The sequence below is a fragment of the Actinomadura flavalba DSM 45200 genome, from assembly GCF_000374305.1.
In the GTDB taxonomy this organism is placed as follows: domain Bacteria; phylum Actinomycetota; class Actinomycetes; order Streptosporangiales; family Streptosporangiaceae; genus Spirillospora; species Spirillospora flavalba.
On sequence record NZ_KB894103.1, the window covers coordinates 61,574 to 85,842 of the forward strand.

The window sequence follows — 24,269 nt, forward strand, 5'->3', positions numbered from 1 at the left end:
TCTCATCGTGTGCGGAGGTTGGCGTCATGCCCGTCGTGGCCCCGGAGAGCGTGACCTGGCGCGTCCACATCGACCGGTCCATGTGGGTCGGCGGTGTGCGCGGCCTGATGTTGCAGGCGCTGCACCCGATGGCGATGTGGGGGGTGTGGCAGAACTCCAACTTCCAGGAGGACCCGATCGGGCGCCTCCAGCGCACCGCCGACTTCGTGGGCGTCGCCACCTACGGGTCGCGGGACGAGATCGACACGCTCGCCGCGAAGGTGCGCGGCATCCACCGCAGCCTGCGCATCCTCAACCACGACACCGGCCGCACCGAACGGCTCGACCAGCCCGAGCTGCTGCTGTGGGTGCACTGCGCCGAGGTGTACTCCTACCTGGAGGTCGCGCGCCGGTGCGGGCTGCCGATGACCGGCGCCATGGCCGACCGGTACCTGGACGAGCAGCGCCGGACCGCCACCTACGTCGGGCTGCACGCCGAGGACGTCCCGGGCAGCGTCGCCGAGATGGAGGAGTACATGGCGGCGATGCGGCCGCACCTGCGGGTCACCGAGGAGGCGGCGGCGACCGTCCGGTTCCTGCTGTGGCCGAACCTGCCGGACGACATGCGGTTCCTCAACGCCGGGAAGCCGGGCTACTTCCCGTTCGGGGCGCTGTGCTACTACGCGCTGCCCGGCTGGGCCCGGCGCATGTACGGCACGCTCCCCGAGCTGCCGCAGCCCGTCGTCACCGCCGCGTTGCGCTCGTTCCGCACGACGCTCAACGCCGTCCCCGAGCGCCTGCACGACCGCGCCTTCGCCAAGCCCACCCGCGACATGCTGGAACGCGCCCGCCGCACCCTCGACGCCGAGGGCTACGACCTGTCGCGCGGCCTGTACGGGCTGCGCGATCCGCGCCGCTGGCCGTCGCGGCGGGCCGTCGCGTCCGTCAGGTGACGTCGCGGCGCGTCGTGGTGAACGCGGCGATCGCCGCGAACAGCACGCCGTAGAACAGCAGCAGCAGGAAGCCGCCCCAGGGCGGCAGCGTGTCCAGCGACCCCGTGCCGCTGAACATGGGGCCGTCCATGCTGGTCAGCGACCGCACCGCGCCCATCGGCAGCCACTGGCCGACGACCGGGACGATCACGGTGACGAGCTGCTCGACCAGCAGCACCCAGATGATCGCCACGATGATGGCGGCGATCTGGTTGCGGACGAGCGCGCCGAGGCCGAGCCCGACGAGCGCGTACAGGCCGAACGCGGCGACGGTGCCGAGCAGGATCATCGGGATCTCGTGGTCGAGCAGCGTCGCCGGGCCGCCCCGGATCGCCAGCCCGGCCTGCGCGACCGCCACCGTCAGCACCACCGTCACCACGCCGAAGACCAGTCCGACCACCAGGTAGGACAGCAGTTTGGCGGCCAGCACGCGGCCACGGCGGGGCGTGACGAGGAACGTCTGCGTGATGGTCTGGAAGCGGTACTCCGACGTGATGCCCATGATGCCGAGGATCATCATGAACAGGACGCTGCCGGTGCCCACCGCGTAGATCATCTGGAGCGTGTTCTCGTCGGTGACCGGGGGCAGCGCCGCCGCCTCCCCGTTCAGCTCGACGCCCGCCAGCGCCAGGTAGAACACCAGGTTGAACAGGGTGTAGCCCACGGTCAACGCGAGCATGCCCATCCACATCCGGGTCGAGCGGATCTTGAGCAGTTCGGCGCGGACGAGCGCGATCATGCGGGGTTCTCCTCGGGGACGCTCATCTGCGCCATCGTCAGCTCCAGGAAGATCTTCTCCAGCCCGGAGCTCTCGGGCGCGAGTTCGGTCAGCACGGTCTCGGTGGCGAGCGCGGCCCGTCCGACGTCGGCGGGTTCGACCCCGGCGACGACCAGGCCGCCGTCGTCGTGTTCGACCTCGGCGCCGGTGCGCTCCAGGGCGGCGGCGAGCCCGGCGAGGGTGCCGGGGGCCTCCGCGTCCTGCGGGGCGATCCGCACCCGGAGCCTGCCCGCGCCGGTGAGTTCCGCGACGGACGCGTCGCGGACGACCCGGCCGTTCGCCACGATCACGATGTGGTCGGCGGTCTGCTCGACCTCCGCGAGGACATGGCTGGACAGCAGCACCGTGCAGCCCTGCTCGGCCAGATGCCGCAGGAACGCCCGCAGCCAGTGGATGCCCGCCGGGTCGAGGCCGTTGGCGGGCTCGTCCATGATCAGCACCGGCGGCTCAGCGAGGATCGCCGCCGCGAGCGCGAGCCGCTGCCGCATGCCCAGCGAGAACCCGCCGACGCGGCGGCCCGCGGCGTCGGTCAGCCCGGCCTGCGCGAGCGCCGCGTCGACGCGCGCGAGCGGGAGGCCCGCCGCCAGGCAGGTGACGCGCAGGTGGTCACGGGCGGTGCGGCCCGGGTGGAAGCCGGTCGCCTCCAGCGCGGCGCCGACGGTCGCGAGCGGCCGCTCCAGGTCGGCGTAGGTCTTCCCCTCGATGAGCGCCCGGCCCGACGTCGGGCCCACCAGCCCGAGGATCATCCGTAACGTCGTGGTCTTTCCCGCGCCGTTCGGTCCGAGGAAGCCGGTCACCGTTCCGGGGCGGGCGACGAAGCTCACCCCGTCCACGGCACGGACCGGCCCGAAACTCTTGGTCAGGTTCTCCACGACGATCACGCCGCCATCGTGACATCACGGGCACCCCCCGCGTCAATTCCGCCCCACGTCAGACCTCGGCCGGGAGGGCGGCCCAGGGCTCCTTGCGGGGGGCGGCCTCGCGGCCCTCGGGGCAGTGCCGGGCGAAGTCGCACCACGAGCAGAGGTTGCCGGGCCGGGGCGGGAACTGCGCGTCGAACGGGGCGTGGTCGGGCGCCTCGCCGGAGCGCGGGCGCGGGACCGGCGGACGGTCGCGGTAGGCGGCGTCGGCGTCGGCCGCCTCGTCCGCGATGGCCTCGGCGCGGCGCAGGTGCCGGGCCAGGGACTCGTCGGTGTGCTCCCAGACGGCGACCTCGCCGGACGGCAGGTGGTGCAGCTCCACGCGGCGGCACGGGCGGCGCAGCACCCGCCCGGCGGCGATCGCGTACAGGGCCAGCGCCAGCGAGCCGCGCGCGTCGTCGGAGGTCAGCACGTGGCGGCCCGTCTTGTAGTCGACGACGACCAGTTCCCCGCCGCGCCCGTCCAGCCGGTCGATGCGGCCCGACACCGCGATGCGGTCGGTGCGGGTCGCGACCGTGCGCTCCACGCCCAGCGGCTCGTCGGACGGGTCGAGGCGCGCGGTGTACCGCTCGACCATCTCGGCGGCGCGGTCGCGCTCGCGGGCCGACTGCGCGGCGTCGCGGAACCCGTCGGTGAGCCAGCCGCGCCGCAGCAGCGCGACGGCGGCGGCGGGCGACCGCTCGTGCTCGGGCAGCCGCCACCACGCCGCCAGCGCGTTGTGCACGCTCGCGCCGACGCTGTTGTGCGCCCACGGCGGGCCCTTGGGCGGCGCCGGGCGGTCGAGGTAGGTCATCCGGTAGCGGCGCGGGCAGTCCAGCCAGGTGTTCAGCCGCGACGGCGTGCACGTGTACAGCCGTCGCGGCATCTCTTCGAAGCCGAAGCCGAGCTGCTCACCGCTCACCGGCGCCGTCAGTCCTCCTCGGCGAACGCGCCCCAGGTCTCCCAGCGGGCGTCCTCTTCCCGGGCGGTCGTCTCCTCGCCCTGGCCGGGCAGGACGCGCGGGTCCTGCTCGCGCAGCGGGGTGAGCAGCGCGCCGATCGAGTTGATCTGCTTGCGCCGGTCCTCGTACTGGCCGCCGATCGAGCCGGGCTGGCCCCGGTGCAGCGTGTCGCCGGAGAACACGACGCCGAGCTGGTCGCTGACGATCGACACGCTGCCGGGCGTGTGGCCGGGCGTGTGCAGGATCTCGAGCTGGGCGTCGCCGATCTGGAAGACGCCGCCGTCCTCCAGCCAGATGTCGGGCTCCAGCGAGCGCAGCGCCTTGGCGTCGTCCTCGTCGTCCTCCTCCTTGGCGAGGCGGGCGAAGTAGTCGCGCCACAGCGGCCGGTCGCCGCGGTGCAGGGCGATCGGGGCCCAGTCGTCCTCGTCCTCCTCGCCGGCGGCGGCGACCTCCAGCGCGGTGCGCAGGTGGTGCTCGTGCCCGTCGGTGAGGATGACGGCCATGACCTCGCGGTCACCGACCTTCTTCAGCACCTTCTCGGCGTCAAAGCCCGGGTCGATGACGATGGCCTCGTCGTCGTTCCCGACGATGTAGGTGTTGTTCTCGACGTCGTAGGCGGTGCCGTACAGCGAGGTCTCGCCCGACGTCACCACGGTTTCGATGCGCGCATCCACGCCCGCACCCTACCGCTGCGGCGCCCTCGGCGCGCCTCCGCGCGGCGGCCGGGCGGCCCGGCGGGTCAGCGGCGGACGGGCGGGACGGCGCCGGACGTGGCGGCGAGCAGCGCCTCGTAGGCGCCGGGCGCGGTCGTCTCGGCGCCGAGCCGGTCGCCGGTGAGCGCGCCGTGGTCGTCGCTGGAGCCGGTGACGACGAGGTCCAGGTCCCCGGCGAGGGCGCGCAGGGCGGCGCGGTCGCGGGCGGGCTGGTCGGGGTGGTCGGCCTCCAGGCCGGTGAGCCCGGCGGCGGCGAGGTCCGCGATCAGCGCGTCGTCGGCGTGGTAGCCGCCGCGTGCCGCCCGGGGATGCGCGAGCACGGTCGCCCCTCCCGCCGCGCGGACGAGCCGCACGGCACGGACCGGGTCGAGCGCGTAGCGGCCGACGTGGGCCCGTCCGCCCTCGGCGATCCACGCCGGGCCGAACGCCTCGTCCACGGTCGCGACGGCGCCGGATTCCACGAGCGCGCGGGCGATGTGCGGGCGTCCCACGGCGTCGCCGCGGGCCAGCGCGCGGACGGCGTCCCAGGTGACGTCGGCGCCCAGTTCGCGGAGCCTGTCCACCATCCGGCGGGCGCGGATGACGCGGTCGTCGCGCAGCCGCGCCATCTCCGCCGCCAGCTCGGGGTGCTCCGGATCGAACAAGTAGCCGAGGAGGTGCACGCTTCGGCCGTCCACCTGGCAGGACAGTTCGGCCCCGGCGACGAGCGTCGTCCCGGCGGGCAGCGCCGCGACGGCGGCGGCGACCCCGGCGACCGTGTCGTGGTCGGTGAGCGCGACGACGTCGAGCCCGGCGGCGTGGGCGCGGGCGACGACCTGCGCGGGCGGGCGGGTGCCGTCGGAGACGTCGCTGTGGGCGTGCAGGTCGATGCGCATACCCCTTGCTACACCCGCCGGGTGCGCGCGGGTCAGGGGAGGTGGGTCAGGCGGGGGCTGAGCGGGCCGTAGGGCAGGTCGAGGGCGAAACCGGGCTCGCGCAGGTCGAGCAGGGCGGACGCCTCCAGCAGCAGGACCCCGGCCTCGGCGGGCCACAGCACGGCCCACAGCCAGTTGCCCAGGGCCTCACCGACGTAGGCGGCGCGGTCGGACGGGGCGGCGACCGGCCACAGCGGGACCGACCGGCCCGCCGCCGCGAGCTTGGTGAGCGCGGCGCCCCGGTCGAAGCCGGGGCCCGGGTCGGTGCCGGGCAGTCCGGCGAAGTGCGCGCCGAGCCCGATACCGGGCTCCTCGGCGACGAGGATGAGGTCGTGCGAGCCGGTGAGCAGGCCGGGCCCCGACAGCGCGACGGCCACGGCGCGGGCGCCGCCGCGCTCGTCACCGACCGAGCCGAACCCGGTGACGAGCCAGTCGCGCGGGAGCGGCCACGGCGCCCAGACGGGGACGTGCGTGTGCCGGAGCACTTCGTCGAGCGCGTCCTGGCCGGGCTGCTCGGACGGGCGGCGCGGCAGCACGGCGCCGTGCTCGCCACACGTCCAGTCGGCGGAGCGGGCGTCGGGCGGTCGCAGCTCTGCGGCGCACCGCGGGCAGGTGACCTCGGCGCTCATGGTTACCTACAGTGCGTCGTCGAACGCGGTACGTCAAGCCCTCCACGCCGTCGCACTGCCAAGGTTCGGCGATGATCGGGTCATGCGCGTGCGATGTGCGGGAGCGGTCGTCCGGGACGGCCACGGCCGCGTCCTGCTGATCCTGCGGGGTCACGAACCGGCGCGGGGCACCTGGTCGATCCCCGGCGGCCGGGTCGAACCGGGCGAGGACGACCGGACCGCCGTCATCCGCGAACTCCGCGAGGAGACCGGCCTGACGGTCGAACCCGGCGCGCTCGCGGGCACCGTCGAACGGGCCGAACCCGGCGTCGTCTACGAGATCCACGACTACGTCGCGACCGTCACCGGCGGCGTCCTGACCCCGGGCGACGACGCCGACGACGCCCGCTGGTTCACCCCCGCCGAGCTGCGCGCCGCCGACCTCGCCCCCGGCGTGCTGGCCGCGCTGGAGTCCTGGGGCTTCGCCTGAGCCGCGACCGCCTAGGATCTTGACGCTCCTTCCCCCCGGAGGTCCCGGTGACCCTGCACGACCTGCTCGAACCCCTGCTCCGCCCCGCCTTCCACCTCGGCGCCGTCCCGACGAGCTGGGCCGAGCTGATCGGCTTCGCGACCGGTGCGCTGAACGTGTACCTGGTCGTGCGGCAGAACATCTGGAACTGGCCGATCGGCGCCGTGAACGTCATCTTCCTCGGCCTGGTCTTCCTGGACGGCGGCCTGTACGCCGACGCCGCGCTCCAGGTCGTCTACGTCGCGCTCCAGTGCTACGGCTGGTACGTCTGGATGTACGGCGGGGCCGAACGCGACGCGCTGCCGGTGCGCCGCACCCGCCGCGCCGAGTGGGCGGGCGTCGGCGTCGCGGGCGCGGTGGCGACGGCCGTCATGACGTGGGTCCTCGTCGCCTTCACCGACTCCACGGTCCCGTTCTGGGACGCGGTCACCACGGCGCTGTCGCTCATGGCCACCTACGGGATGTCGCGCAAGCTGCTGGAGTCGTGGTGGCTGTGGATCGCCGCCGACCTGATCTACATCCCGCTCTACTGGCACAAGGACCTGCACCTGACGTCCGTGCTCTACGTGCTCTTCCTGGCGTTGTGCGTGTCGGGGCTGATCGCCTGGCGGCGCGACCTGACCGGCCGGGCGCCCGTCGCGGAGACGGTCGCGTGACGTTCGCGCACGGCCTGGTCATCGGCAAGTTCTATCCGCCGCACGCCGGGCACCGGCACCTCGTGGACACGGCCGCCGCGCGGTGCGCGCGGGTCACGGTCGTCGTGGCCGCGTCCACGGCCGAGAGCGTCCCGCTCGCGCTGCGCGCCGCGTGGCTGCGGGAGACGCATCCGCAGCCGCACGTCGAGATCGTGCCGGTCATGGACGACGCCGAGGTCGACTACGGCTCCGACGCCGCCTGGGCGACGCACGTTAACGCCTTCCGCGCGGCGCTGCGCCTCATGGAGGGCCTGGGCGTCATCTGGCCGCCGGTCGACGCCGTGTTCAGCTCCGAGGACTACGGCCCCGAGCTGGCGCGCCGGTTCGGCGCCGCGCACGTGCCCGTCGACCCCGACCGGGCGCGGTTCCCGGTCAGCGGCACCGCCGTGCGCGCCGACCCGGTCGCGACGTGGGAGCACCTGGCGCCGCCCGTCCGCGCGTACCTGGCCCGGCGCGTCGTGGTCACCGGCGCGGAGTCCACCGGCACGACGACGCTGACCCGCGCGCTCGCGGCGCACTACGCGGCGCGCGGCGGCGTCTGGGCCGCGACGCGGTGGGTGCCCGAGTACGGGCGGACGTACTGCACGGAGAAGCTGGCCGCCGTGCGGCGCGCGGCGGGCGACCCCGGCCTCTGGCTGGACGACCTCGCCTGGGAGTCCGCCGAGTTCACGACGATCGCCGAACGTCATCTCGCGCTGGAGGACGCCGCCGCCCGCGCCGGGTCGCCCGTCCTGTTCTGCGACACCGACGCGCTGGCCACGACGCTGTGGCACGAGCGCTATCTGAACGCCCCGGCCCCGGACGTCGAGCGGGTGCACGAGCGCGCCCCGCACCACCTGTGGATTCACACGTCCGCCGACGGCGTGCCGTTCGAGCAGGACGGCTGGCGCGACGGCGAGTCCGTCCGGTCGTGGATGGACGTCCGGTTCCGCACCGAGCTGGCCCGCCACCGGCTCCCGCACGTCACCGTGCGCGGCGCGCACGAGGAGCGGCTGGAGAAGGCCGTCGTCGCGGTGGACGCGCTGCTGGCGGCGGGCTGGGAGATCAGCCCACCGCTCTAGGCTCCGGCGTCACCCGCCGCACGCCGAGCCTGCGGGCGAGCAGCAGCACGACGGCGGCGAAGACGGCGAGCGCGACCAGGTCGCCGAGGACGTACTGCCACGGCACCGCGCCCTGCTCGATGTCGAGGTCGCCGGCGGCGGCCATCAGCCAGAACGCCATCAGGTTGTTGAGCACGTGCAGCGCGATGGCCGCTTCGAGGCCGCCCGTCCGGATCGTCAGGAACGCGGCGACGAACCCGAACGCGAAGATGTCCAGGATGCCCCAGCCGGTGTAGCCGTGCCCGGCGGTGAAGAACGCCGACGCGACGAGCACGGCTGGCCACGGCGTCCGGAACACGGTGCTCAGCGCCCGTCCGACCCGGTTCGTGCTGTTCTCCAGCGTGCACGCGCCGACCGCCTGGAGCAGCCAGCCCCGGAACGCGTACTCCTCCGCCGCCGCCTGGAACGGCACGAGCAGCAGGATGAGCAGCGCGGGCACCAGGAACTCGTCCCACCCGGCCCAGCCCGCCTCGATCAGCGGGTCGTCCACCTGGCCCGCCGCCAGCAGCGACGTCCCGAGCGTGATCGCGCAGAACACCACCGCGACCCCGGCGCACACCGCCGTCCACCGCCACCGCAGCCGCCCGGTGACCGACGACAGCGTGCCGGGACGGCGGCGCTGCACCGCCCACGCGGCCAGGAACACGACCGGGATCAGCAGGGCCAGCAGGCCGAGGTTGACCACCAGCCCGCCGAGCGGGCCGAAGAACTCCAGCAGGTCGCCGTCGGACTCCTCCGGCACGCCCTTCACGGCGACGAGGCCGATGAACACGACGATCATCAGCGCGGCGGCGACGACCACCCACACGCCCACGATGAGCAGGGTGCCGAGCAGCGGCCGCCACCACCGGTGCACGCGCGTGCGCGCCATCCGGTGGTAGGGGACGTCCGGCTCGGGCTCCACGACCCACGCCCGCCTGCCCTGCGGCGGCCCGTACGCCATCTGGTACCCGGCCCCGGGCGGGCCCCACGCCCCGTACGGCGCCCCGTACGGCGCCGGCGCGGGACCGGGCCGCTGCGGCTGCCCGACGTCGCCGCCCCACGGAGAATCAGGGCGCTCACCCACAGAGGCCCCCGCACCGGGACGATCGCCCCCGGAGGGCACATGACCGGAACGGTCGCCTTCGGAGGGTGCGTAACCGGGGCGCTCGCCCTCGGAAGGCACATAGCCGGAACGGCCACCCTCGGAAGGCGCGTAACCGGGACGAGAACCCTCGGAGTGCCCGGGGTCGTGTGCGGGCGGGACGGACGGCGCGGAATCCCCCGTCGGCGCCGGATCGGGGCGCGAGGGCTCGTCCGGGGATGGGTCGGGCGGGGTCCAGCCGTGGTCGTCCGAGGGTCGGGTCATCCGGTCGCTCCGTCCTGCCGCCGTCCGAGGTCACCGGGCGTCCTGCCCGCCCGGGGCCGGTTCCTCACTCCGCGTCGCCGCCCGGCGGGTCGAACGTCCTGGTCCGGGTGAGGCCCGCCGCCCGGCCCTTCGCCGCGACGACGAGGGCCATCTTGCGGGACGCCTCGTCGATCATCTCGTCACCGAGCGTCGCCGCGCCGCGTCCCTGGACGGTCGTGGCGTGTTCGTAGGCGTCCAGGATCAGCTCGGCGCGGTCGTAGTCGTCCTGTTCGGGGGAGAAGACCTCGTTGCCCGCCTCGACCTGCGCGGGGTGCAGCACCCACTTGCCGTCGAAGCCGAGCGCCGCCGACCGGCGCGCGACCCGGCGGAACGCCTCGACGTCGCGGACGTTGAAGTACGGCCCGTCGACCGCCTGGAGGCCGCGCGCCCGCGCCGCGACGAGGATGCGCATGAGGATGTAGTGATACGCGTCACCCTCGGTGTAGCCGGGCGGCTGGTCGCCCACCGTCAGCGTCCTCATGTTGATCGACGCCATGAAGTCGCCCGGCCCGTAGACCAGCGCCTCCAGCCGGGGCGACGACGCCGCGATCGCGTCGATCTCCACCATGCCGCGCGCGTCCTCGATCTGAGCTTCGATCCCGATCCGTCCCGGTTCGAGGTCGTGCGCCCGTTCGATCTGGGTGAGCAGCCGGTCCAGCCACTGGACGTGCGACGCCTCCTGAACCTTCGGCAGGATGATCACGTCCAGGTGGGCGCCCGCGTGCTCGACGACGTCGATCACGTCCCGGTACGCCCACGGCGTGTCCAGGTCGTTGACGCGGACGGCGCGCACCTTGCCCGTCCAGTCGCCCTCGCGCAGCGCCCGCACGATCTCGCCGCGCGCCTCCTCCTTCTTCGCCGGGGCGACGGCGTCCTCCAGGTCGAGGAAGATCTCGTCGGCGGCCAGCCCCTGCGCCTTGGCGATGAAGCGCGGGTTGCTGCCGGGGACCGCGAGGATCGTGCGACGGGATCTCATGCGCGGGATGGTATCGGCGGGTGTGAGACCCTGACCGGCATGGGTGAGCAGAGCATCGCGCTGGTCGAGGAAGCGGTCAAGAAGTCCGGCCTGCTCTGGCTGGAGCTGCCGGGCCTGCCGCAGCCGCGCGCCGCCTGGCACGTCTGGCACGACGGGTCGCTGTACGTGCTGACCGGCGGCGAGGGCGAGCAGCCGCTGCCCGGCCTGGCCGAGTCCGACCGCATCCGGGCGATCGTGCCCAGCAAGGACAAGGGCGGGCGGCTCGTCACCTTCGACACCGAATGCTCCATCGTGGAGCCCGGCACCGACCTGTGGGACGAGGTCGTCCCGCTCCTGGTCAAGGCCCGCCTCAACGGCACCTCCGACCAGGCCGAACGGTGGCGCACCGAGTCGTGGGTCGTCCGGCTCACCCCCGACGCCGAGATCGCCGGGCCCGCCGAGCAGCCCGCCGACTACGCCACCGTGCGGCCGGTGCCGAGCCCCGCCACGACCGCCGGTCCCCCGCCGCGCCTGCGCGGCTCCAAGAAGCGCGCCGTCGACCGCTGACGCGCCACGTGAAGCACGCCACCGGATGACCGGCAAGATCGTGGGTAGTGTCCTCGCCATGAGCGGATCTCCCACACGGGTCTTCATCGCCCGGCTGGCCGGGATCGCGGTCTTCGACCCCGTCGGCGACCAGGTGGGACGCGTCCGCGACGTGGTGGTGGGCCTGCGCCTCGGCGGCCGCCCGCCCCGCGTCCTCGGGCTCGTCGTCGAGGTGTCCCCGCGCCGCCCGGTCTTCCTGCCGATCACGCGCGTCACCGTCATCGAACCCGACGCGATCATCTTCGACGGGCGGCTCAACGTGCGGCGCTTCCAGCAGCGCGAGTCCGAGACGCTCGTCATCGCCGAGATGCTCGACCGCACCGTGCGGCTGCGCGAGGACGACTCGGTCGTCTCGGTCGTGGACGTCGCCATGGAGCCGACCCGCACCCGCGACTGGCTCATCTCCAAGATCGCCGTGCGCCGGAAGACGACGCGCGGGCTGCGGCGGCGCGGCGAGACGTTCGTGGTCGATCAGGAGGGCGTCGAAGGCTTCTCCGCCGTCGAGCACGGCCAGGGCGCCGCCGGGCTCATCGCGGCGTTCGAGCGGATGAAGCCCGCCGACCTCGCCAACGTCGTGCACGAGCTGCCCGCCAAGCGCCGCGCCGAGGTCGCCGCAGCGCTGGACGACGAACGCCTCGCCGACGTCCTGGAGGAGCTGCCCGAGGACGACCAGGTCGAGATCCTCGGCAAGCTCGGCGTCGACCGCGCCGCCGACGTCCTGGAGGCCATGGGCCCCGACGACGCCGCCGACCTGCTCGGCGAGCTGCCCGTCGAGCAGCGCGAGCGGCTGCTGACGATGATGGAGCCGCGCGAGGCCGCCCCCGTCCGCCGCCTGCTCACCTACGAGGACGACAGCGCGGGCGGCCTCATGACGACCGACCCCGTCGTCGTCCCGCCGGACGCGACCGTCGCCGAGGCGCTGGCGTCCATCCGCAACCCCGACCTGAACCCGGCGCTGGCCGCGCAGGTCTACGTGTGCCGCCCGCCCACCGAGACGCCCACCGGCCGGTACCTGGGCGTCGTGCACTTCCAGCGGCTGCTGCGCGAACCGCCGCCGACCCTCGTCAGCGGCATCGTGGACACCGTCCTCGACCCGCTGCGTCCCACGATGGACCTGGCGTCGGTCGCGGTCTACCTCGCGACCTACAACCTCGTCGCCGGTCCCGTCGTGGACGAGGACGGCCACCTGCTCGGCACCGTCACCATCGACGACGTGCTCGACCACCTCCTGCCGGACAACTGGCGGGAGGCCGTGATGGACCTCTCGGCGGCGCACCCGGCCGACCCGGAGGAGGAGGCGCTGCGCCGCGCCGACGACGACCGCCTGCTCCCCGGGGGGAACCCATGACGATGGCACCACGCCTGGACCAGCCGCGCGAACTGCGCCGCGCCCTGCTGCCCCGCCCGCACTACGACCCCGAGTCGTTCGGGCAGATCTCCGAGCGCATCGCCCGCTTCCTCGGCACCGCCCGCTTCATCGTCTACATGACGATCTTCGTGGGGGTGTGGCTGGCGTGGAACGTGCTGGCGCCCGCGTCGTGGCGGTTCGACGAGTACCCGTTCATCTTCCTGACGCTGATGCTGTCGCTCCAGGCGTCCTACGCGGCGCCGCTGATCCTGCTCGCGCAGAACCGGCAGGACGACCGCGACCGCGTCCAGTACGAGCAGGACCGGGGCCGCAACGAACGCACCATCGCCGACACCGAGTACCTCACCCGGGAGATCGCGGGGCTGCGGCTGGCGCTGAACGAGGTCGCGACGCGCGACTTCCTGCGGTCGGAGCTCCAGTCGATCGTGAAGGAGCTGGACGAGCGGTATCAGCGGCCGTCGAACGGATAGGCGCCGTCGGCGAGCTTGTCCAGGAGGGCGCCGACGACGAGCAGGTCGTGCTCGTCCAGGCGGCTGAGCACGTAGTCGCGGACGCCCCGCTGATAGGTGGGGGTGGCCTCGGCGAGACGCGACCGTCCCGCCGGGGTGAGGACCGCGAACAGGCCGCGCGCGTCGCTGGCGCATGATTCGCGGCACACCAGCCCCTCGGACTGGAGCCGGTCGACGAGGCGGGTGAGCCCGCTGCGCGACAGCAGCACCCGGTCGGCCAGATCGTTCATGCGCAGCCGTCCGCCCGGGGCGTCACCGAGATGGGCGAGCACGTCGTAGGCGGCCAGCGCCAGATCGTGGGAACCGGCCAGATCGGCCTGGAGACGGCGGCTGATCTGCGCCTGCGCGCGCAGCATCGAGCGCCAGAACGCGGGTTCGGCGGCGGGCGGGGAGGTCACGTCCCGATCGTACGGCGGGCCGGGTTCGCGGGCATCCCCGAACAGTTCATACCATGGGGGCATGGCCCTCCAGTTGACGACCGAGCAGGTGACCGCGGCGCTCGCCACGGTGAACGATCCTGAGATCCGTAAGCCCATCACCGAGCTCGACATGGTCAAGAACGTCGACATCGCGCCGGACGGCGCCGTGCACGTCGGCATCTTCCTGACCGTGGCCGGCTGTCCCATGAAGGACACGCTCACCCGCAACGTCACCGAGGCCGTGCAGCGACTCGACGGCGTCACGTCCGTGCGGGTCGAGCTGGACGTCATGAGCGACGAGCAGCGCAAGAACCTCCAGACCAAGCTGCGCGGCGGCGAGGCCGCCAAGGAGATCCCGTTCGCCAAGCCCAACTCGCTGACCAAGGTGTACGCGGTCGCGAGCGGCAAGGGCGGCGTCGGCAAGTCGTCGGTGACGGTCAACCTCGCGGCGGCGCTGGCGGCGCAGGGCCGCAAGGTCGGCGTGGTCGACGCCGACATCTACGGGCACTCGATCCCGCGCATGCTGGGCGTGGAGCACTCGCCCACCAAGATCGAAGACATGATCATGCCGCCGTCGTCGCACGACGTGAAGGTCATCTCGGTCGGCATGTTCACGGCGGGCAACCAGCCGGTCGTCTGGCGCGGGCCGATGCTGCACCGCGCCCTCCAGCAGTTCCTCGCCGACGTCTACTGGGGCGACCTGGACATCCTCCTGATGGACCTGCCGCCCGGCACGGGCGACATCGCGATCTCGGTCGCGCAGCTCCTGCCGTCGGCGGAGATCCTCGTCGTGACGACGCCGCAGCAGGCCGCCGCCGAGGTGGCCGAGCGCGCGGGCGCCATCGCGGCGCAGACGCACCAGCAGGTCGTGGGCGTCATCGAGAACATGTCGTACCTGACGTGCGCGCACTGCGGCGAGCGGCAGGACATCTTCGGCAGCGGCGGCGGGCAGACCGTCGCGGACGCGCTGGCGACGACGCTCGGCACCCGCGTGCCGCTGCTGGGCCAGGTCCCGATCGACGCGCGGCTGCGCGAGGGCGGCGACAACGGCACCCCGCTCGTCCTGTCCGACCCGGACGCCGAGGCCGCCAAGGAGCTGCGCACCATCGCCGACAAGATCGGCGGCCGCTCGCGCGGCCTGGCGGGCATGTCCCTGGGCATCTCGCCCAAGCGCCGCTGACACCCGCGTTCCGCGCGCCCCTCGTCCCGGTCCGGGGCGGGGGGCGTCGTGCGTTCTCGACCCTTCCGGGTCAGGTGGCCTCGTTGTCGAACGGGGGGCGTTCGCCGTAGTCGAGCGGGGGCGAGGACGCCGTGGACGCGTAGAGCGGGTCGTCGTCCAGGGGGCGGGACGGGCGGGGGAAGTCGTTCGGGTCGTCCTCCAGCAGGTGCTTGCGGACGAACGCCTTGGGGTTGAGGTCGTTGACGTCGAAGTCCTTGAACTCCGGCCCGAGGTTGTCCTGGAGTTCGGCCTTGGCGTTGTTGGCCATCAGCCGGATCTGGCGCAGCGTGCGCCCGAGCTGCTGCGCCGCCTGCGGGAGCTTGTCGCCGAAGATCACCAGGGCGAGGACGACGAGCACCGCCATCTCGCCGATTCCGACGTCGAACACCCCGGTCCTCCACACTCCCGACGAACCCGTCCCCGCACCGGGGCCGGTTCCGCACCAGCGTATCGCCCGTTCACGCCTTACCGGCAGCCCCCCGAACGTGCGTTCACCCACCCGCTCCCCCACGTTCCCCCGCCCGGCGGAAACGGCGAGGCGGGCCGGTGGGAAATCCACCGGCCCGCCTGATCGGGTGAGGGTCAGCCTGCTTCGAGGGTGACCTCTACCGTTTGTTCCTGGCCGCCTCGCTGGAAGGTGACCTTGATCTTCGCGCCCGGGGCCTTGCTGCGGATGAGGGCGATGAGGTCGGAGGCGTCCTCGATGGGGCGGTCGTCGACCTTGGTGATGACGTCGCCGGGCTTGAGGCCCGCCTTGTCCGCCGGGCCGCCCGGGGTGACGGGCTTCTGGCCCTGGATCTCGCGGTCGAGGATCTTGGCGCCGTTCTGCGACTGGGGGTCGGGGATGACGCCCATCTTCGCCTGCTTGACGCTGCCGGTGTTGATGATCTCCTCCGCGACGCGGATGCCCTGGTTGATGGGGATCGCGAAGCCGAGCCCGATGTTGCCCGCCTGTCCCCCGCCGAGCCCCTGGCTGGGAACCGTCGCGATCGCCGTGTTGATGCCGATCACGTTGCCCCGGGCGTCCACGAGCGGACCGCCCGAGTTGCCGGGGTTGATGGCGGCGTCGGTCTGGATGGCGTTGAGGAACGAGGTGTCGCCGCCGTCGCCGCGCGTCGGGACGGCGCGGTTCATCGAGCTGACGATGCCCGTCGTCACCGAGCCCTGGAGGCCCAGCGGGGAGCCGATCGCGATGACCGGGTCGCCGACGGCCAGTTCGTCGGAGTTGCCGGGGGTCAGCGCGGGCAGCGAGTGCGCGCCGTCCACCTTGAGCACCGCGATGTCGGAACTCGGGTCGTTGCCGACGATCTTGGCGGTGAGCGTCTTCTTGTCGTTGAAGATGACCTGGATCTGCCCGTTCGCGCCCGGCGCCGCCACGTGGTTGTTCGTGACGATGTAGCCGTTCTTGACGATGAACCCGGTGCCCGCGCCCTGCTCGCCGCCGCCCGACACGCGGATCATCACGACGCTCGGCAGCACCTTCTGCGCGATCCCGGCGACGGAGTCCGGCGGGCGGTTCTTGGCGGCCGGGCCCGCGCCCGGCGAGCCGCCGAGGCTGACGGTGCCCGAGTCGCGGTCGGTCGCGAGGACGGCGATCCCCGCCCCGACCCCGGCCGACACCAGCCCGACGATCGCGACGATCAGCACGAGCAGCCCCAGACCGGGCCCGCGACGCGGCTCCCGCGCCACCGGCGGCACCGGCGCCCAGTTCGGCCCGCCGGGCGGCTGCCCGTATCCGGCCATCGGCCGGGGACCGGGCGGCGCGGGCGGCGGACCGCCGTGCGGCGGGCCGGGCGGCGCCGGTGGCGGCTGCCCGTGGCCGTGCTGCGGCCAGCCGTACGGCGCGGCGGCCGGCGGCTGGTTGTACGGCACGAACGCCGGGCGGTGGCGGCCGTCGCCGGGCGCCTGGTCGGCCGGTACGGCGCCGTGCTGCGCGGGCGGCTGCCCGTGCTCCGCCGCCGCCCAGCGGGCGGGCGCCTCGTCGTCCGCCGGAGGGCCGCTCTCGGGCGACGTCCAGCCGCCCCGCTGCCCCTGGTCGTCGGCCGCAGCGGCCGACGGGCTCTTCTCGGGCGACGCCCAGCCGCCCTGCCGCCCCTGGTCGTCGCCCGGAGCGGACGGCCCCGCGACGCGGCGGTCGCCCGTCTCGGCGTTGTCCGCGGGCGTCTCGGGGGCCGGGATCTCCTGGTCGAACACCGTGCGCGGGGGACCGTCGGCCGGGGCCGCGCCGGGCTCCTCGTCGTGCCGGTCGCGCCCGAACCCGGGGACGGGGCCGTCATCCGCAGGCGATCCGGCCGGCCCGTGGTTCTTCTCCGTCATCCCCATCTCTCCTACCGAGCATGGTCCTCATCGTCGCGCCCCATCGTGCCCCGGCGGGCATGTGACGAACGTAAAGCCTTCAATCGAACGGATTGACCCATGAGCCTAGCCTGCGCGCGCCCCGCGCCAGCCGGGCCGGGAGGGCTTCGCCGCGCGGCGGCAGCAGCGCGGCGACGCCCGCCGCCGTGGACTCCGGCGCCTCGGTGACGACCGTGACGACGTACCCGCCGCCGCCGGTCACCGCCCAGCGGTGCAGCCCGTCGCGCCGGAACACCGGACGGCCGTCGCCGCCGGAGCGTCGCCAGCCCGCCAGCTCGCGGGCGTCCAGCTCGCCGCGCTGCACGAACACCGACACGGTGGCCAGGCCGTCGGAGTAGCCGAGATGGACGGTGCCGTCGGCGGCGCGGCGCGCGTCGTACAGCCGCAGGCGGCCCGGCAGCGCCTCGCGCACCGGCCAGCCGCCGTCGCGCAGCCGGGCGCGGGCGGCGGCGTCGAGGCGGCCCGGCCACGGCGTCTCGACCCGCGCCGAGGGCGGCACCGTGCCCGCAGTCCCGACGCGGATGCTGCTGAACCCGCTCGTGCAGACCGGGCCTCCGGCGGCGTCCAGCAGTTCGCGGCGCAGCAGCAGGCCGGTCGCGGCGTCGAGGTAGAAGCGCCCGGCGACGCCGCCGTGCGGCCGGTACGCCTCGACGACGTGGACGCGGCGGCCGAGCAGGGTGGTGCCGGGCGCGCGCACGAGCGTGTAGTTGCCGTCGAGCAGGTCGAAGGTCGCGGCGATCGGCTCGCTCGCGAGGTCGGGGGTGCGGGCGGACGCGTAGCCGGTGCCGACGCCGGGCTCGTGCACGACCGCGACGTGCGCGGTCGTCGGGCCGTTCCCCCACGTGGTGAGGAACCGGCGGCCCTCGTAGCGCAGGTCGCGGGCGGCGTCGGCGGCGGCGCGCAGCAGCCGCTGCGCGTCGGCGTCGTCGGTGCGGCGGACGCGGTCGCGGGGTTCGGCGGCGGTGCCGCCCGCCACGGTGAGGACGGCCGCGAGACCGCCGGCGGCCAGGGCGCAGCCCCGGCCGTACGGCACGCGGAAGCGCCCGGTCACGGCCCCGGTGGAAGGGGCACGGCGGTCTGGAACGTGCGGGGGTCGGTCAGCGGATCGGAGACCGGTACATCGCCGGACACCAGCGCGTGTTCAACCGCGAACCGGTCGAAGGCGGGCGTCACGTAGGGCGCGTCGTCGCGGTCGCCCGCGAGGTAGGTGGCGCTGCCGAGCCCGAGGAACAGCGTCGCGGCGCCCACGGCCACCACCGCGCGGCGCGGATCGCGCAGCGCGCCGACGCGCGCGGCGGGACGGCCGTCGCCCGGCCGGACCCGCGCGTGCCCGGCGGGCCGCGACGGTGCGCGGCGCGGCCGGAACGCCGACGCGGACACCGGCACGGCGTCGCGGACGGGATCGGGCGTGTCGTGCGGGGTCTGCTCGGCCAGCGCCCGCAGCCGCGCGAGGAAGTCGCCCGACGGGGTGTCCCGCTGCTCGGCCGGGCCGTCGCCGAGCCCGCGCAGCCGCCCCTTGAGCCCGCGCAGCATCACGGCCTCGGCGCGGCACGCCGCGCACCCCGTCAGGTGCGCGTACGCGGCGTCGCGCTCGTCGTGGTCGAGTTCGCCGTCGACCAGCGCGGTCAGGCGTTCCCCCAGACAGCTCACGTGGCTCCTCGTCGATCCGAATGGTTCAGTCGCGAACGGGTCGCGTCACCCGCGCGGGCCGCCGGTGACGCCGCCGCGCGGTCTGCGGTGCTCCAGCGCCGCGCGGAGCTGCGCCCGGCCCCGGTGGATGCGGCTCCGCACCGTTCCCAGTTTGACATCCAGGGTCGCGGAGATCTCCTCGTAGGAGAGGCCCTCGATGTCGCACAGCACCACCGCCGCCCGGTACTCGGGCGCCAGCGCGTCGAGCGCGGCCTGGACGTCGGCGTCGAAGTTGCGGTCGTCGAACGTCTGCGCCGGGGTGGGCTCGCGGCCCTGGAGGCGGTCGGCGGCGTCGTCGGCCAGGCCCTCGAAGCGGATGCGCTTGCGGCGCCGCGCGCCGTCGAGGAAGAGGTTGGTGGTGATGCGGTGCAGCCAGCCCTCGAACGTGCCCGGCGTGTAGCTCGACAGCGAGCGGAACACGCGGACGAAGACCTCCTGGGTGAGGTCTTCGGCGTCGTGCTGGTTGCCGGTGAGGCGGTAGGCCAGCCGGTAGACGCGGGCCGAGTGCTCGCGGACGACCTCGTCCCACGAGGGCGGAGCCCACTCCGCCTCGGGCGCGTTCTCGCGGACGCCCGGCGCGCGGGCGACTCCGGCGGCGCCCTTGAAGCTCAGTGCTGCCACTCCCATGCTGCGGCGGTTCCTCTCTGATGACCGACACGCTGCCGTCGGTAGGACACGGTCGCGCCTGGGCTGGGGCGTCGTGCTCGTGCCACCGGCGCGCGCTGGGTGCGCGCACCGCTGACGTCATCACCGGCTAGAACGCGCTGGAACCGCGGTTGGTTCCCGGTCAGCGATATGGTCTTTCCAGCATGAGCCAGGCGGGGTTCCGCGAGGAGGCAGCCATCGACGCCATTTCGGCCACCCTGGCCTACGTGGAGGAGTACCTCCCCGAGGACGAGGCGTTGCAGCGCGCACGCGGGCGCGGGCAGGAGGCGGGCGCCACGCCCATCAGCCCCGCCGGAGGCGCCGCGCTGCGGTTCGTCGCCACCCTGATCGGGGCGCGGACGGTCGTGGAGGTCGGTTCCGGCTGCGGGGTCTCGGGCATCTGGCTGCTGCGCGGCATGGCCCGCGACGCGGTGCTCACCAGCGTCGACGTCGAGCACGAGAACCAGCGGCTCGCCAAGATCGCCTACCGCGAGGCGGGGCTGGGCGCGTCCCGCACCCGCATGATCGTCGGCCGGGCGCTGGAGGTGCTGCCGCGCCTCACCGACGGCGCCTACGACATGGTCTTCTGCGACGCCGACAAGCGCGAGTACCCCGAGTACCTGACGGCGGCGCTGCGGCTGCTGCGGCCGGGCGGCGTCGTCGCGTTCGACAACGCGCTCTGGCACGACCGCGTCGCCGACCCCGCCCACGTCGACCCCGACACCGAGGCGATCCGCGAGGTGGGGCGGCTCGTCCGCGACGACGAGCGCCTGGTGCCGCTGCTGCTGCCGGTGGGCGACGGGCTGCTGTGCGCGGTCAAGAGGGACTGATGGAGCCGTTCGTCGTCCGCGCCAAGGCCGAGCGGTGGCGCGCGCTGACGCAGGTGGTGACGGCGCTCATCCTGGTGGCCGCGTCGGTCGCGTTCGTCACCGGCGGCGTGCTGCGCGGCTTCGGGCTCGGCGGCGCGGTGTTCACCGGGCTGGGGCTCGTCGGCGTCGTGCTGTTCGGCGCGGGGCTGCTCGTCGCCGTCGGGCGGCTGTTCGTGCGGCGCCCGGTGCTCGTCGTCGACGACGAGGGCGTGCTGCGCCCGGCGTCGTGGCCGCTGCCCGCCGCGCGCGGCCCCCGGCTGCGCTGGGAGGAGGTGTCCGCGCTCGGCGCGCTGCGGCGCGGCGTGGACGGCACGAGCAAGGGCGAGCAGGACTACCTCGTCTTCCTGCCCACCGAGGAGATGAAGGAGATGGTCCGCACCGCCGGACGTCCCCATCTCGTCGCGCTGACGCTGCCCGACGTCCCCAAGACGGCGCTGCCCGAGGGCGCGGAGACCGCGTCCCGGTGGTGCCTGCCGGTCGGGCCCGGCTGGGACGTCCCGCTCCCCGCCCTGGTCAAGGCCATCCGGGCCCGCCACGAGATCCCCGTGGTGGACCGCCGCACCGGCTAGGCGGGCAGCTCGGCGGCGAAGATCGGACGGGTCGTCGGCGCGGGCGAACCCCCGGCGGGCTCGATCGTGATGCCGACCTGACGCGCCCGCCCCACGTTGTCGATCATGACGGGCCCGGCGGCCCGCTCCATCGTGCCGACCGGCTCGGGGACGCCCGCCCCCATCAGCCACAGCGCGTAGGTGTGGGCGTGCGGGGCGCGCGGGATGCCGCTCATCACGACGACCGCCCGGTCGTGCGAGCGCGACATCACGACGGTGCCCCGGCCCCCGTCCCGCACCGACGCCGTGACCGCGACGGCGTCGGGCGCGGACAGCACGGCGTTCAGCGCGGCCTCGCGCGCCGCCGTCCGCCGCTCCCGCGCCTCGACCTGGTCGGCGCGGCGTTCGGCGCCGAACCAGCCCGCGCCGAACAGCGCCGCGAGCACGAGCGACGCCGCCGCGAGCAGCGCCGGTCCGGCCCGGCGGAACCGGGCGGCGCGGACGTCGCGCAGCCGGGGCGGCTCCTGCCGGGTCCGGCCCGCCTCGGCCAGCACCCGGGCGCGCAGCCCGTCCGGGGCCGGGCGCGCCGCCGCCATCCCCAGCCGCGCGGCGGTCTCCCGGAGCCCCTGGATCTCCTCCGCGCAGGTCTCGCAGCCGGCCAGGTGCGCCTCGAACTCGCGGCGTTCCTCATCGCTGAGCGCGTTCAGGACGTACGCCCCGGCGAGGGTATGGGTCATCTCTCCACCCCCAGGCAGTCGCGCATCCGGATGAGGCCGTCGCGCATCCTCGTCTTCACGGTGCCCAGTGAGGCCCCGAGGAGTTCGGCGACCTCACGGTAGGTGTAGCCGCCGTAATAGGCCAGCGTGACCGACTCGCGCTGGATCTCGGTGAGGCCGCCGAGGCAGCGGCGCACCCGCTCGCGTTCCAGCCGGTGCTCCACCGCCTCGGTCACCTCGTCGAACGCCGGTCCGTCGCCCCGGTGGGAGCGCAGTTCGCGGTCGGTCGCGGCCTGCGCGGAACGGACCCGGTCCACGGCGCGGCGGTGGGCCAGCGTCAGCACCCACCCCATCGCACTCCCCCGGGACGGGTCGAAACGGGCCGCCGTGCGCCACGTCTCGACCATCACCTCCTGCGCGACCTCCTCGGACTGCGCGGGGTCGCGCAGCACGCGCAGGACCAGCCCGTAGACGGGTCCGGAGACCCGGTCGTAGAGGCGGGCGAACGCGTCCTCGTCGCCGCGGGCGACGTGCCGGAAGAGGTCGGTCAGGTCGCCGTCGTCGGCTTCACGGCGGCGCGCGGAGGGAACGGGTGAGAGGTCCACGTTCCTCCTTCGTCGCGGTGCGTCGTCCCGGATGGGTGTCACTTCGGCATGAGGACCGAGTCGATGATGTACACGGTCGCGTTGCGCGTGGGCACGTTGCCGCACACGACCTTCGCCGAGTCGTTCACCGTGTACGACTCGCCCGAACCGGTCGTCATGACCTTCCCGCCCTGGAGCGAGGTGAACTCACCGGCGCCCATGGCCTGCGGGGCCTGCTTCCCCTTCACCACGTGGTAGGTGAGGATGTCGGTCAGCTTCTTCTTGTCGGCCAGGACGGCGTCCAGGTCCTTCTTGGGCAGCTTGGCGAACGCGTCGTTGGTGGGCGCGAACACCGTGATGTCCTGGGCCGAGTTCAGCGTGTCGGCCAGGCCCGCCTTGCCGACGGCGGTCACCAGCGTGGACAGCGCGGGGTTGTTCGACGCGGCCGTGGCGACCGGGTCGGCGGCCATGCCCTGGAAGCTGCCCGCGCCCTCCTTGGGCACCGACGCGCAGGCCGGGCCGAACGGGCCGTCGGCCATCGGGGCGCTGGAGGTGGCGGCGGGCGCGCTGGACGTCGGCGCGGTCGCGGCGTCGTCGGAGTCACCGCCGCCGCAGGCGGCCAGGCCGAGCGTGAGACCGGCGGCGACGGCGACGGAACCGAGAATGCGGACGTTCATGACACTTCTCCTCTAGGTGACGGTGATGACGACCGAGTGCCACCCCGACGCCCCGTCGGGGATCGGGTCGGCGCGGCGCTCGGTCTGGACGGCGCCCGTGCCGTCGATGGCACGGGCCTCGACACGGTGGCTGCCGGCGGTGGCGTCCCATTCCAGGAACCACTGCCGCCACGTGTCGGAGCTGGGGACGGGGGCGAGGCGGGCGCGGCGCCACGGGCCGCCGTCGACGCGGACCTCGACGGCGTCGATGCCCCGGTGCTGCGCCCACGCGACGCCCGCGATGGGGACGCGGCCCGCCTTGACCTCGCCGAACGCGCGGGGCACGTCGATGCGGGCCATGGTCTTGATCGGCGCCTGCTCGGCCCACCTGCGGCGCGTCCAGTACGCCCGGTCCGTGGCGAAGCGGGAGACCTTGAGGTCCACGACCCACTTCGTCGCCGAGACGTAGCCGTACAGGCCGGGCACGACCATGCGGGCCGGGAAGCCGTGCCGGACGGGCAGCGGCTCGCCGTTCATGCCGACGGCCAGCAGCGCGTCCCGGCCGTCCAGGACGGCGGACAGCGGCGTGCTGATCGTCATGCCGTCGGCGGAGCGGCTGAAGATCTGGTCGGCGCCCGCACGGACGCCCGCCTCGCGGAGCAGGTCGGCGAGGTCGACGCCGAGCCAGCGGGCGTGCCCGGCGTAGGGGCCGCCGACCTCGTTGGAGACGCAGGTGAGCGTGATGTCGCGTTCGGTCAGGGGGCGGCGCAGCAGCTCGTCGAAGGTGATCTCGAACGGCCGGTCGACGAGGCCGTGCACGCGCAGCGTCCAGTCGGACGGGTCGACCTGCGGCAGGGTGAGCGCGGTGTCGACGCGGTAGAAGTCCTTGTTCGGCGTGGTGAAGGTCGTGAGGCCCTTGACGCGCAGGTCGGCGCCCGCCGGGAGGGGCTTGGCGGGGTCGGCCGGGGGCGGCAGCCGGATGGCGTCGCGGGCGGCGGCCACGTCGCGGCGCGCGTTGAGGACGCGGCCGAGGACGCCCGTCCCGGCGGCGACGCCGGTGAAGATCAGGAAGGCGCGGCGCTGCGAGCCCGCGAGCACCGGACGCGGCGGCCGCAGCATGAGCAGCAGCGCGCCGGTCGCCGCGCACGCGCCGAGGACGACGGGGACGGCGTCGGCGGGCCCGGCGTCCGGGCGGGTCAGCGCGGCGGCGGCGCCCACGGCGCCGAACGCGGCGAATCCGGCGGCGGCCCAGCGCGGCCGGGTGCGCCCCAGCAGTCCGAGCAGCGCCGCGAGGACGGCGACTCCGGCGACGAGACCGCCGAGCAGGACGGCCTTGTCGCTCTCGCCGAACGTCCGGATGGCCCAGCTCTTGAGCCACTCGGGCGTGCGGTCGATCCCGGCGCCGCCCACGGCGATGAGCGGCGCCGCCTGCGGGCGCACGAACGCCGCGCACAGTTCGGCGACGCCGAGGGCGACGGCCGCGGCCACGATGCCCGCGCCCGCGGCGGTGATCCTTCCCGCCCGCTGTCCCGTCTGCGTCATGCCGGTCATTCGGAGCCCCGGCGGGGGCGGATG

28 protein-coding genes are annotated in these 24,269 nt (G+C 74.3%); 10 read left to right on the top strand and 18 right to left on the bottom strand.

Features of this window, described 5'->3' with window-relative positions:
• The first annotated feature begins 26 nt into the window (after positions 1–26).
• On the top strand, positions 27–932 hold the full coding sequence (locus tag C229_RS0126665) for an oxygenase MpaB family protein (RefSeq protein ID WP_018658185.1): 906 nt from the start codon (positions 27–29) through the stop codon (positions 930–932).
• Here the strand turns inward: C229_RS0126665 and C229_RS0126670 are convergent.
• The 6 genes from C229_RS0126670 to C229_RS0126695 form a co-directional block, all read right to left on the bottom strand.
• Positions 925–1,710 (bottom strand): ABC transporter permease, encoded by a 786-nt coding sequence (locus tag C229_RS0126670; RefSeq protein WP_018658186.1) that lies wholly within the window; start codon positions 1,708–1,710, stop codon positions 925–927. The two genes, C229_RS0126665 and C229_RS0126670, sit on opposite strands and share 8 nt — an antisense overlap.
• Complete coding sequence (locus tag C229_RS0126675) at positions 1,707–2,630, bottom strand: ATP-binding cassette domain-containing protein (RefSeq protein WP_018658187.1); 924 nt, start codon at positions 2,628–2,630, stop codon at positions 1,707–1,709. Before C229_RS0126675 ends, C229_RS0126670 begins: the two co-directional genes overlap by 4 nt.
• Positions 2,631–2,679: 49 nt before the next feature.
• Complete coding sequence (locus C229_RS0126680) at positions 2,680–3,570, bottom strand: RecB family exonuclease (protein WP_018658188.1); 891 nt, start codon at positions 3,568–3,570, stop codon at positions 2,680–2,682.
• Between the two features lie 8 nt (positions 3,571–3,578).
• Positions 3,579–4,283 carry an MBL fold metallo-hydrolase gene (locus C229_RS0126685; RefSeq protein ID WP_018658189.1) on the bottom strand — a complete coding sequence of 235 codons (705 nt, stop codon included), beginning with the start codon at positions 4,281–4,283 and terminating at the stop codon, positions 3,579–3,581.
• Positions 4,284–4,348: 65 nt separating this feature from the next.
• The gene (locus C229_RS0126690) at positions 4,349–5,197 is read right to left on the bottom strand and encodes a PHP domain-containing protein (protein WP_018658190.1); all 849 of its coding nucleotides are present in this window, start codon (positions 5,195–5,197) and stop codon (positions 4,349–4,351) included.
• A gap of 32 nt (positions 5,198–5,229) precedes the next feature.
• Complete coding sequence (locus C229_RS0126695) at positions 5,230–5,865, bottom strand: DUF6758 family protein (RefSeq protein ID WP_018658191.1); 636 nt, start codon at positions 5,863–5,865, stop codon at positions 5,230–5,232.
• Between the two features lie 82 nt (positions 5,866–5,947).
• Here C229_RS0126695 and C229_RS0126700 point away from each other — a divergent pair, with 82 nt between their 5' ends.
• From C229_RS0126700 to C229_RS0126710, 3 genes are read left to right on the top strand one after another with little or no spacing between them, the layout of a single operon-like run.
• Positions 5,948–6,334 carry an NUDIX hydrolase gene (locus C229_RS0126700; RefSeq protein WP_018658192.1) on the top strand — a complete coding sequence of 129 codons (387 nt, stop codon included), beginning with the start codon at positions 5,948–5,950 and terminating at the stop codon, positions 6,332–6,334.
• Between the two features lie 47 nt (positions 6,335–6,381).
• Positions 6,382–7,029, top strand: a complete 648-nt coding sequence (pnuC, locus tag C229_RS0126705) for a nicotinamide riboside transporter PnuC (RefSeq protein WP_018658193.1) — start codon at positions 6,382–6,384, stop codon at positions 7,027–7,029.
• Entirely contained in the window at positions 7,026–8,129 is a 1,104-nt protein-coding gene (locus tag C229_RS0126710; RefSeq protein ID WP_018658194.1) for an AAA family ATPase, read from the top strand. The genes pnuC and C229_RS0126710 overlap by 4 nt, the downstream gene beginning before the upstream one ends.
• Here the strand turns inward: C229_RS0126710 and C229_RS31960 are convergent.
• Positions 8,113–9,234, bottom strand: a complete 1,122-nt coding sequence (locus C229_RS31960) for a CPBP family intramembrane glutamic endopeptidase (protein WP_155885071.1) — start codon at positions 9,232–9,234, stop codon at positions 8,113–8,115. The two genes, C229_RS0126710 and C229_RS31960, sit on opposite strands and share 17 nt — an antisense overlap.
• Before the next feature lie 346 nt (positions 9,235–9,580).
• On the bottom strand, positions 9,581–10,531 hold the full coding sequence (locus C229_RS0126720; RefSeq protein WP_018658196.1) for an HpcH/HpaI aldolase/citrate lyase family protein: 951 nt from the start codon (positions 10,529–10,531) through the stop codon (positions 9,581–9,583).
• 39 nt (positions 10,532–10,570) lie between these two features.
• Here C229_RS0126720 and C229_RS0126725 point away from each other — a divergent pair, with 39 nt between their 5' ends.
• Genes C229_RS0126725 through C229_RS0126735 form a run of 3 tightly spaced genes read left to right on the top strand, consistent with a single transcriptional unit; the run spans position 10,571 to position 12,955 of the window.
• A complete protein-coding gene (locus C229_RS0126725; RefSeq protein WP_018658197.1) occupies positions 10,571–11,077 on the top strand; it encodes a hypothetical protein in 507 nt (168 codons plus the stop codon).
• A 58-nt stretch (positions 11,078–11,135) separates the two neighbouring features.
• Positions 11,136–12,464 carry a magnesium transporter MgtE N-terminal domain-containing protein gene (locus C229_RS0126730; RefSeq protein ID WP_033424837.1) on the top strand — a complete coding sequence of 443 codons (1,329 nt, stop codon included), beginning with the start codon at positions 11,136–11,138 and terminating at the stop codon, positions 12,462–12,464.
• Entirely contained in the window at positions 12,461–12,955 is a 495-nt protein-coding gene (locus tag C229_RS0126735) for a DUF1003 domain-containing protein (RefSeq protein ID WP_018658199.1), read from the top strand. The genes C229_RS0126730 and C229_RS0126735 overlap by 4 nt, the downstream gene beginning before the upstream one ends.
• Here C229_RS0126735 and C229_RS0126740 read toward each other — a convergent pair.
• Positions 12,934–13,392, bottom strand: a complete 459-nt coding sequence (locus C229_RS0126740) for a MarR family winged helix-turn-helix transcriptional regulator (RefSeq protein WP_018658200.1) — start codon at positions 13,390–13,392, stop codon at positions 12,934–12,936. The genes C229_RS0126735 and C229_RS0126740 overlap by 22 nt on opposite strands.
• A gap of 61 nt (positions 13,393–13,453) precedes the next feature.
• Here C229_RS0126740 and C229_RS0126745 point away from each other — a divergent pair, with 61 nt between their 5' ends.
• Positions 13,454–14,593 carry an Mrp/NBP35 family ATP-binding protein gene (locus tag C229_RS0126745; protein ID WP_018658201.1) on the top strand — a complete coding sequence of 380 codons (1,140 nt, stop codon included), beginning with the start codon at positions 13,454–13,456 and terminating at the stop codon, positions 14,591–14,593.
• Between the two features lie 70 nt (positions 14,594–14,663).
• On the opposite strand, the gene C229_RS0126750 is transcribed toward C229_RS0126745, so the two are convergent.
• The 5 genes from C229_RS0126750 to sigE form a co-directional block, all read right to left on the bottom strand.
• Entirely contained in the window at positions 14,664–15,020 is a 357-nt protein-coding gene (locus C229_RS0126750) for a sec-independent translocase (protein WP_018658202.1), read from the bottom strand.
• Positions 15,021–15,214: 194 nt separating this feature from the next.
• Positions 15,215–16,948, bottom strand: a complete 1,734-nt coding sequence (locus tag C229_RS0126755) for a trypsin-like peptidase domain-containing protein (protein ID WP_018658203.1) — start codon at positions 16,946–16,948, stop codon at positions 15,215–15,217.
• A 79-nt stretch (positions 16,949–17,027) separates the two neighbouring features.
• Positions 17,028–18,038: a hypothetical protein gene (locus C229_RS0126760; protein WP_018658204.1), complete on the bottom strand. Its 1,011-nt coding sequence runs from the start codon at positions 18,036–18,038 to the stop codon at positions 17,028–17,030.
• The gene (locus C229_RS35125) at positions 18,035–18,637 is read right to left on the bottom strand and encodes an anti-sigma factor family protein (protein ID WP_018658205.1); all 603 of its coding nucleotides are present in this window, start codon (positions 18,635–18,637) and stop codon (positions 18,035–18,037) included. Before C229_RS35125 ends, C229_RS0126760 begins: the two co-directional genes overlap by 4 nt.
• Positions 18,638–18,682: 45 nt before the next feature.
• Positions 18,683–19,303, bottom strand: a complete 621-nt coding sequence (sigE, locus tag C229_RS0126770) for an RNA polymerase sigma factor SigE (protein WP_033424829.1) — start codon at positions 19,301–19,303, stop codon at positions 18,683–18,685.
• 182 nt (positions 19,304–19,485) lie between these two features.
• On the opposite strand from sigE, the gene C229_RS0126775 reads away from it, so the two are divergent.
• Complete coding sequence (locus C229_RS0126775) at positions 19,486–20,151, top strand: O-methyltransferase (RefSeq protein ID WP_018658207.1); 666 nt, start codon at positions 19,486–19,488, stop codon at positions 20,149–20,151.
• On the top strand, positions 20,151–20,759 hold the full coding sequence (locus tag C229_RS0126780) for a hypothetical protein (protein WP_018658208.1): 609 nt from the start codon (positions 20,151–20,153) through the stop codon (positions 20,757–20,759). The genes C229_RS0126775 and C229_RS0126780 overlap by 1 nt, the downstream gene beginning before the upstream one ends.
• Here the strand turns inward: C229_RS0126780 and C229_RS0126785 are convergent.
• Genes C229_RS0126785 through C229_RS0126800 form a run of 4 tightly spaced genes read right to left on the bottom strand, consistent with a single transcriptional unit; the run spans position 20,756 to position 24,236 of the window.
• Positions 20,756–21,475, bottom strand: coding sequence for an anti-sigma factor (locus tag C229_RS0126785; protein WP_018658209.1), 720 nt, complete (start codon positions 21,473–21,475; stop codon positions 20,756–20,758). The two genes, C229_RS0126780 and C229_RS0126785, sit on opposite strands and share 4 nt — an antisense overlap.
• Positions 21,472–22,059, bottom strand: a complete 588-nt coding sequence (locus tag C229_RS0126790) for a sigma-70 family RNA polymerase sigma factor (RefSeq protein ID WP_018658210.1) — start codon at positions 22,057–22,059, stop codon at positions 21,472–21,474. Before C229_RS0126790 ends, C229_RS0126785 begins: the two co-directional genes overlap by 4 nt.
• Positions 22,060–22,097: 38 nt before the next feature.
• Positions 22,098–22,715: a fasciclin domain-containing protein gene (locus C229_RS0126795; protein ID WP_018658211.1), complete on the bottom strand. Its 618-nt coding sequence runs from the start codon at positions 22,713–22,715 to the stop codon at positions 22,098–22,100.
• A gap of 12 nt (positions 22,716–22,727) precedes the next feature.
• The gene (locus tag C229_RS0126800; RefSeq protein ID WP_018658212.1) at positions 22,728–24,236 is read right to left on the bottom strand and encodes a molybdopterin-dependent oxidoreductase; all 1,509 of its coding nucleotides are present in this window, start codon (positions 24,234–24,236) and stop codon (positions 22,728–22,730) included.
• Positions 24,237–24,269: the final 33 nt, after the last annotated feature.

What these genes read in the sequence shown, in the direction of transcription:
- C229_RS0126745 (WP_018658201.1), top strand. Translation starts at nt 13,454, where the DNA reads ATGGCCCTCCAGTTGACGACCGAGCAGGTGACCGCGGCGCTCGCCACG.
- C229_RS0126720 (WP_018658196.1), bottom strand. Translation starts at nt 10,531, where the DNA reads ATGAGATCCCGTCGCACGATCCTCGCGGTCCCCGGCAGCAACCCGCGC.
- C229_RS0126670 (WP_018658186.1), bottom strand. Translation starts at nt 1,710, where the DNA reads ATGATCGCGCTCGTCCGCGCCGAACTGCTCAAGATCCGCTCGACCCGG.
- C229_RS0126695 (WP_018658191.1), bottom strand. Translation starts at nt 5,865, where the DNA reads ATGAGCGCCGAGGTCACCTGCCCGCGGTGCGCCGCAGAGCTGCGACCG.
- C229_RS0126730 (WP_033424837.1), top strand. Translation starts at nt 11,136, where the DNA reads ATGAGCGGATCTCCCACACGGGTCTTCATCGCCCGGCTGGCCGGGATC.
- C229_RS0126725 (WP_018658197.1), top strand. Translation starts at nt 10,571, where the DNA reads ATGGGTGAGCAGAGCATCGCGCTGGTCGAGGAAGCGGTCAAGAAGTCC.
- C229_RS0126665 (WP_018658185.1), top strand. Translation starts at nt 27, where the DNA reads ATGCCCGTCGTGGCCCCGGAGAGCGTGACCTGGCGCGTCCACATCGAC.
- C229_RS0126735 (WP_018658199.1), top strand. Translation starts at nt 12,461, where the DNA reads ATGACGATGGCACCACGCCTGGACCAGCCGCGCGAACTGCGCCGCGCC.
- C229_RS0126700 (WP_018658192.1), top strand. Translation starts at nt 5,948, where the DNA reads ATGCGCGTGCGATGTGCGGGAGCGGTCGTCCGGGACGGCCACGGCCGC.
- C229_RS0126690 (WP_018658190.1), bottom strand. Translation starts at nt 5,197, where the DNA reads ATGCGCATCGACCTGCACGCCCACAGCGACGTCTCCGACGGCACCCGC.
- C229_RS0126800 (WP_018658212.1), bottom strand. Translation starts at nt 24,236, where the DNA reads ATGACGCAGACGGGACAGCGGGCGGGAAGGATCACCGCCGCGGGCGCG.
- C229_RS0126795 (WP_018658211.1), bottom strand. Translation starts at nt 22,715, where the DNA reads ATGAACGTCCGCATTCTCGGTTCCGTCGCCGTCGCCGCCGGTCTCACG.
- sigE (WP_033424829.1), bottom strand. Translation starts at nt 19,303, where the DNA reads ATGGGAGTGGCAGCACTGAGCTTCAAGGGCGCCGCCGGAGTCGCCCGC.
- C229_RS0126775 (WP_018658207.1), top strand. Translation starts at nt 19,486, where the DNA reads ATGAGCCAGGCGGGGTTCCGCGAGGAGGCAGCCATCGACGCCATTTCG.
- C229_RS0126755 (WP_018658203.1), bottom strand. Translation starts at nt 16,948, where the DNA reads ATGACGGAGAAGAACCACGGGCCGGCCGGATCGCCTGCGGATGACGGC.
- C229_RS0126780 (WP_018658208.1), top strand. Translation starts at nt 20,151, where the DNA reads ATGGAGCCGTTCGTCGTCCGCGCCAAGGCCGAGCGGTGGCGCGCGCTG.
- C229_RS0126785 (WP_018658209.1), bottom strand. Translation starts at nt 21,475, where the DNA reads ATGACCCATACCCTCGCCGGGGCGTACGTCCTGAACGCGCTCAGCGAT.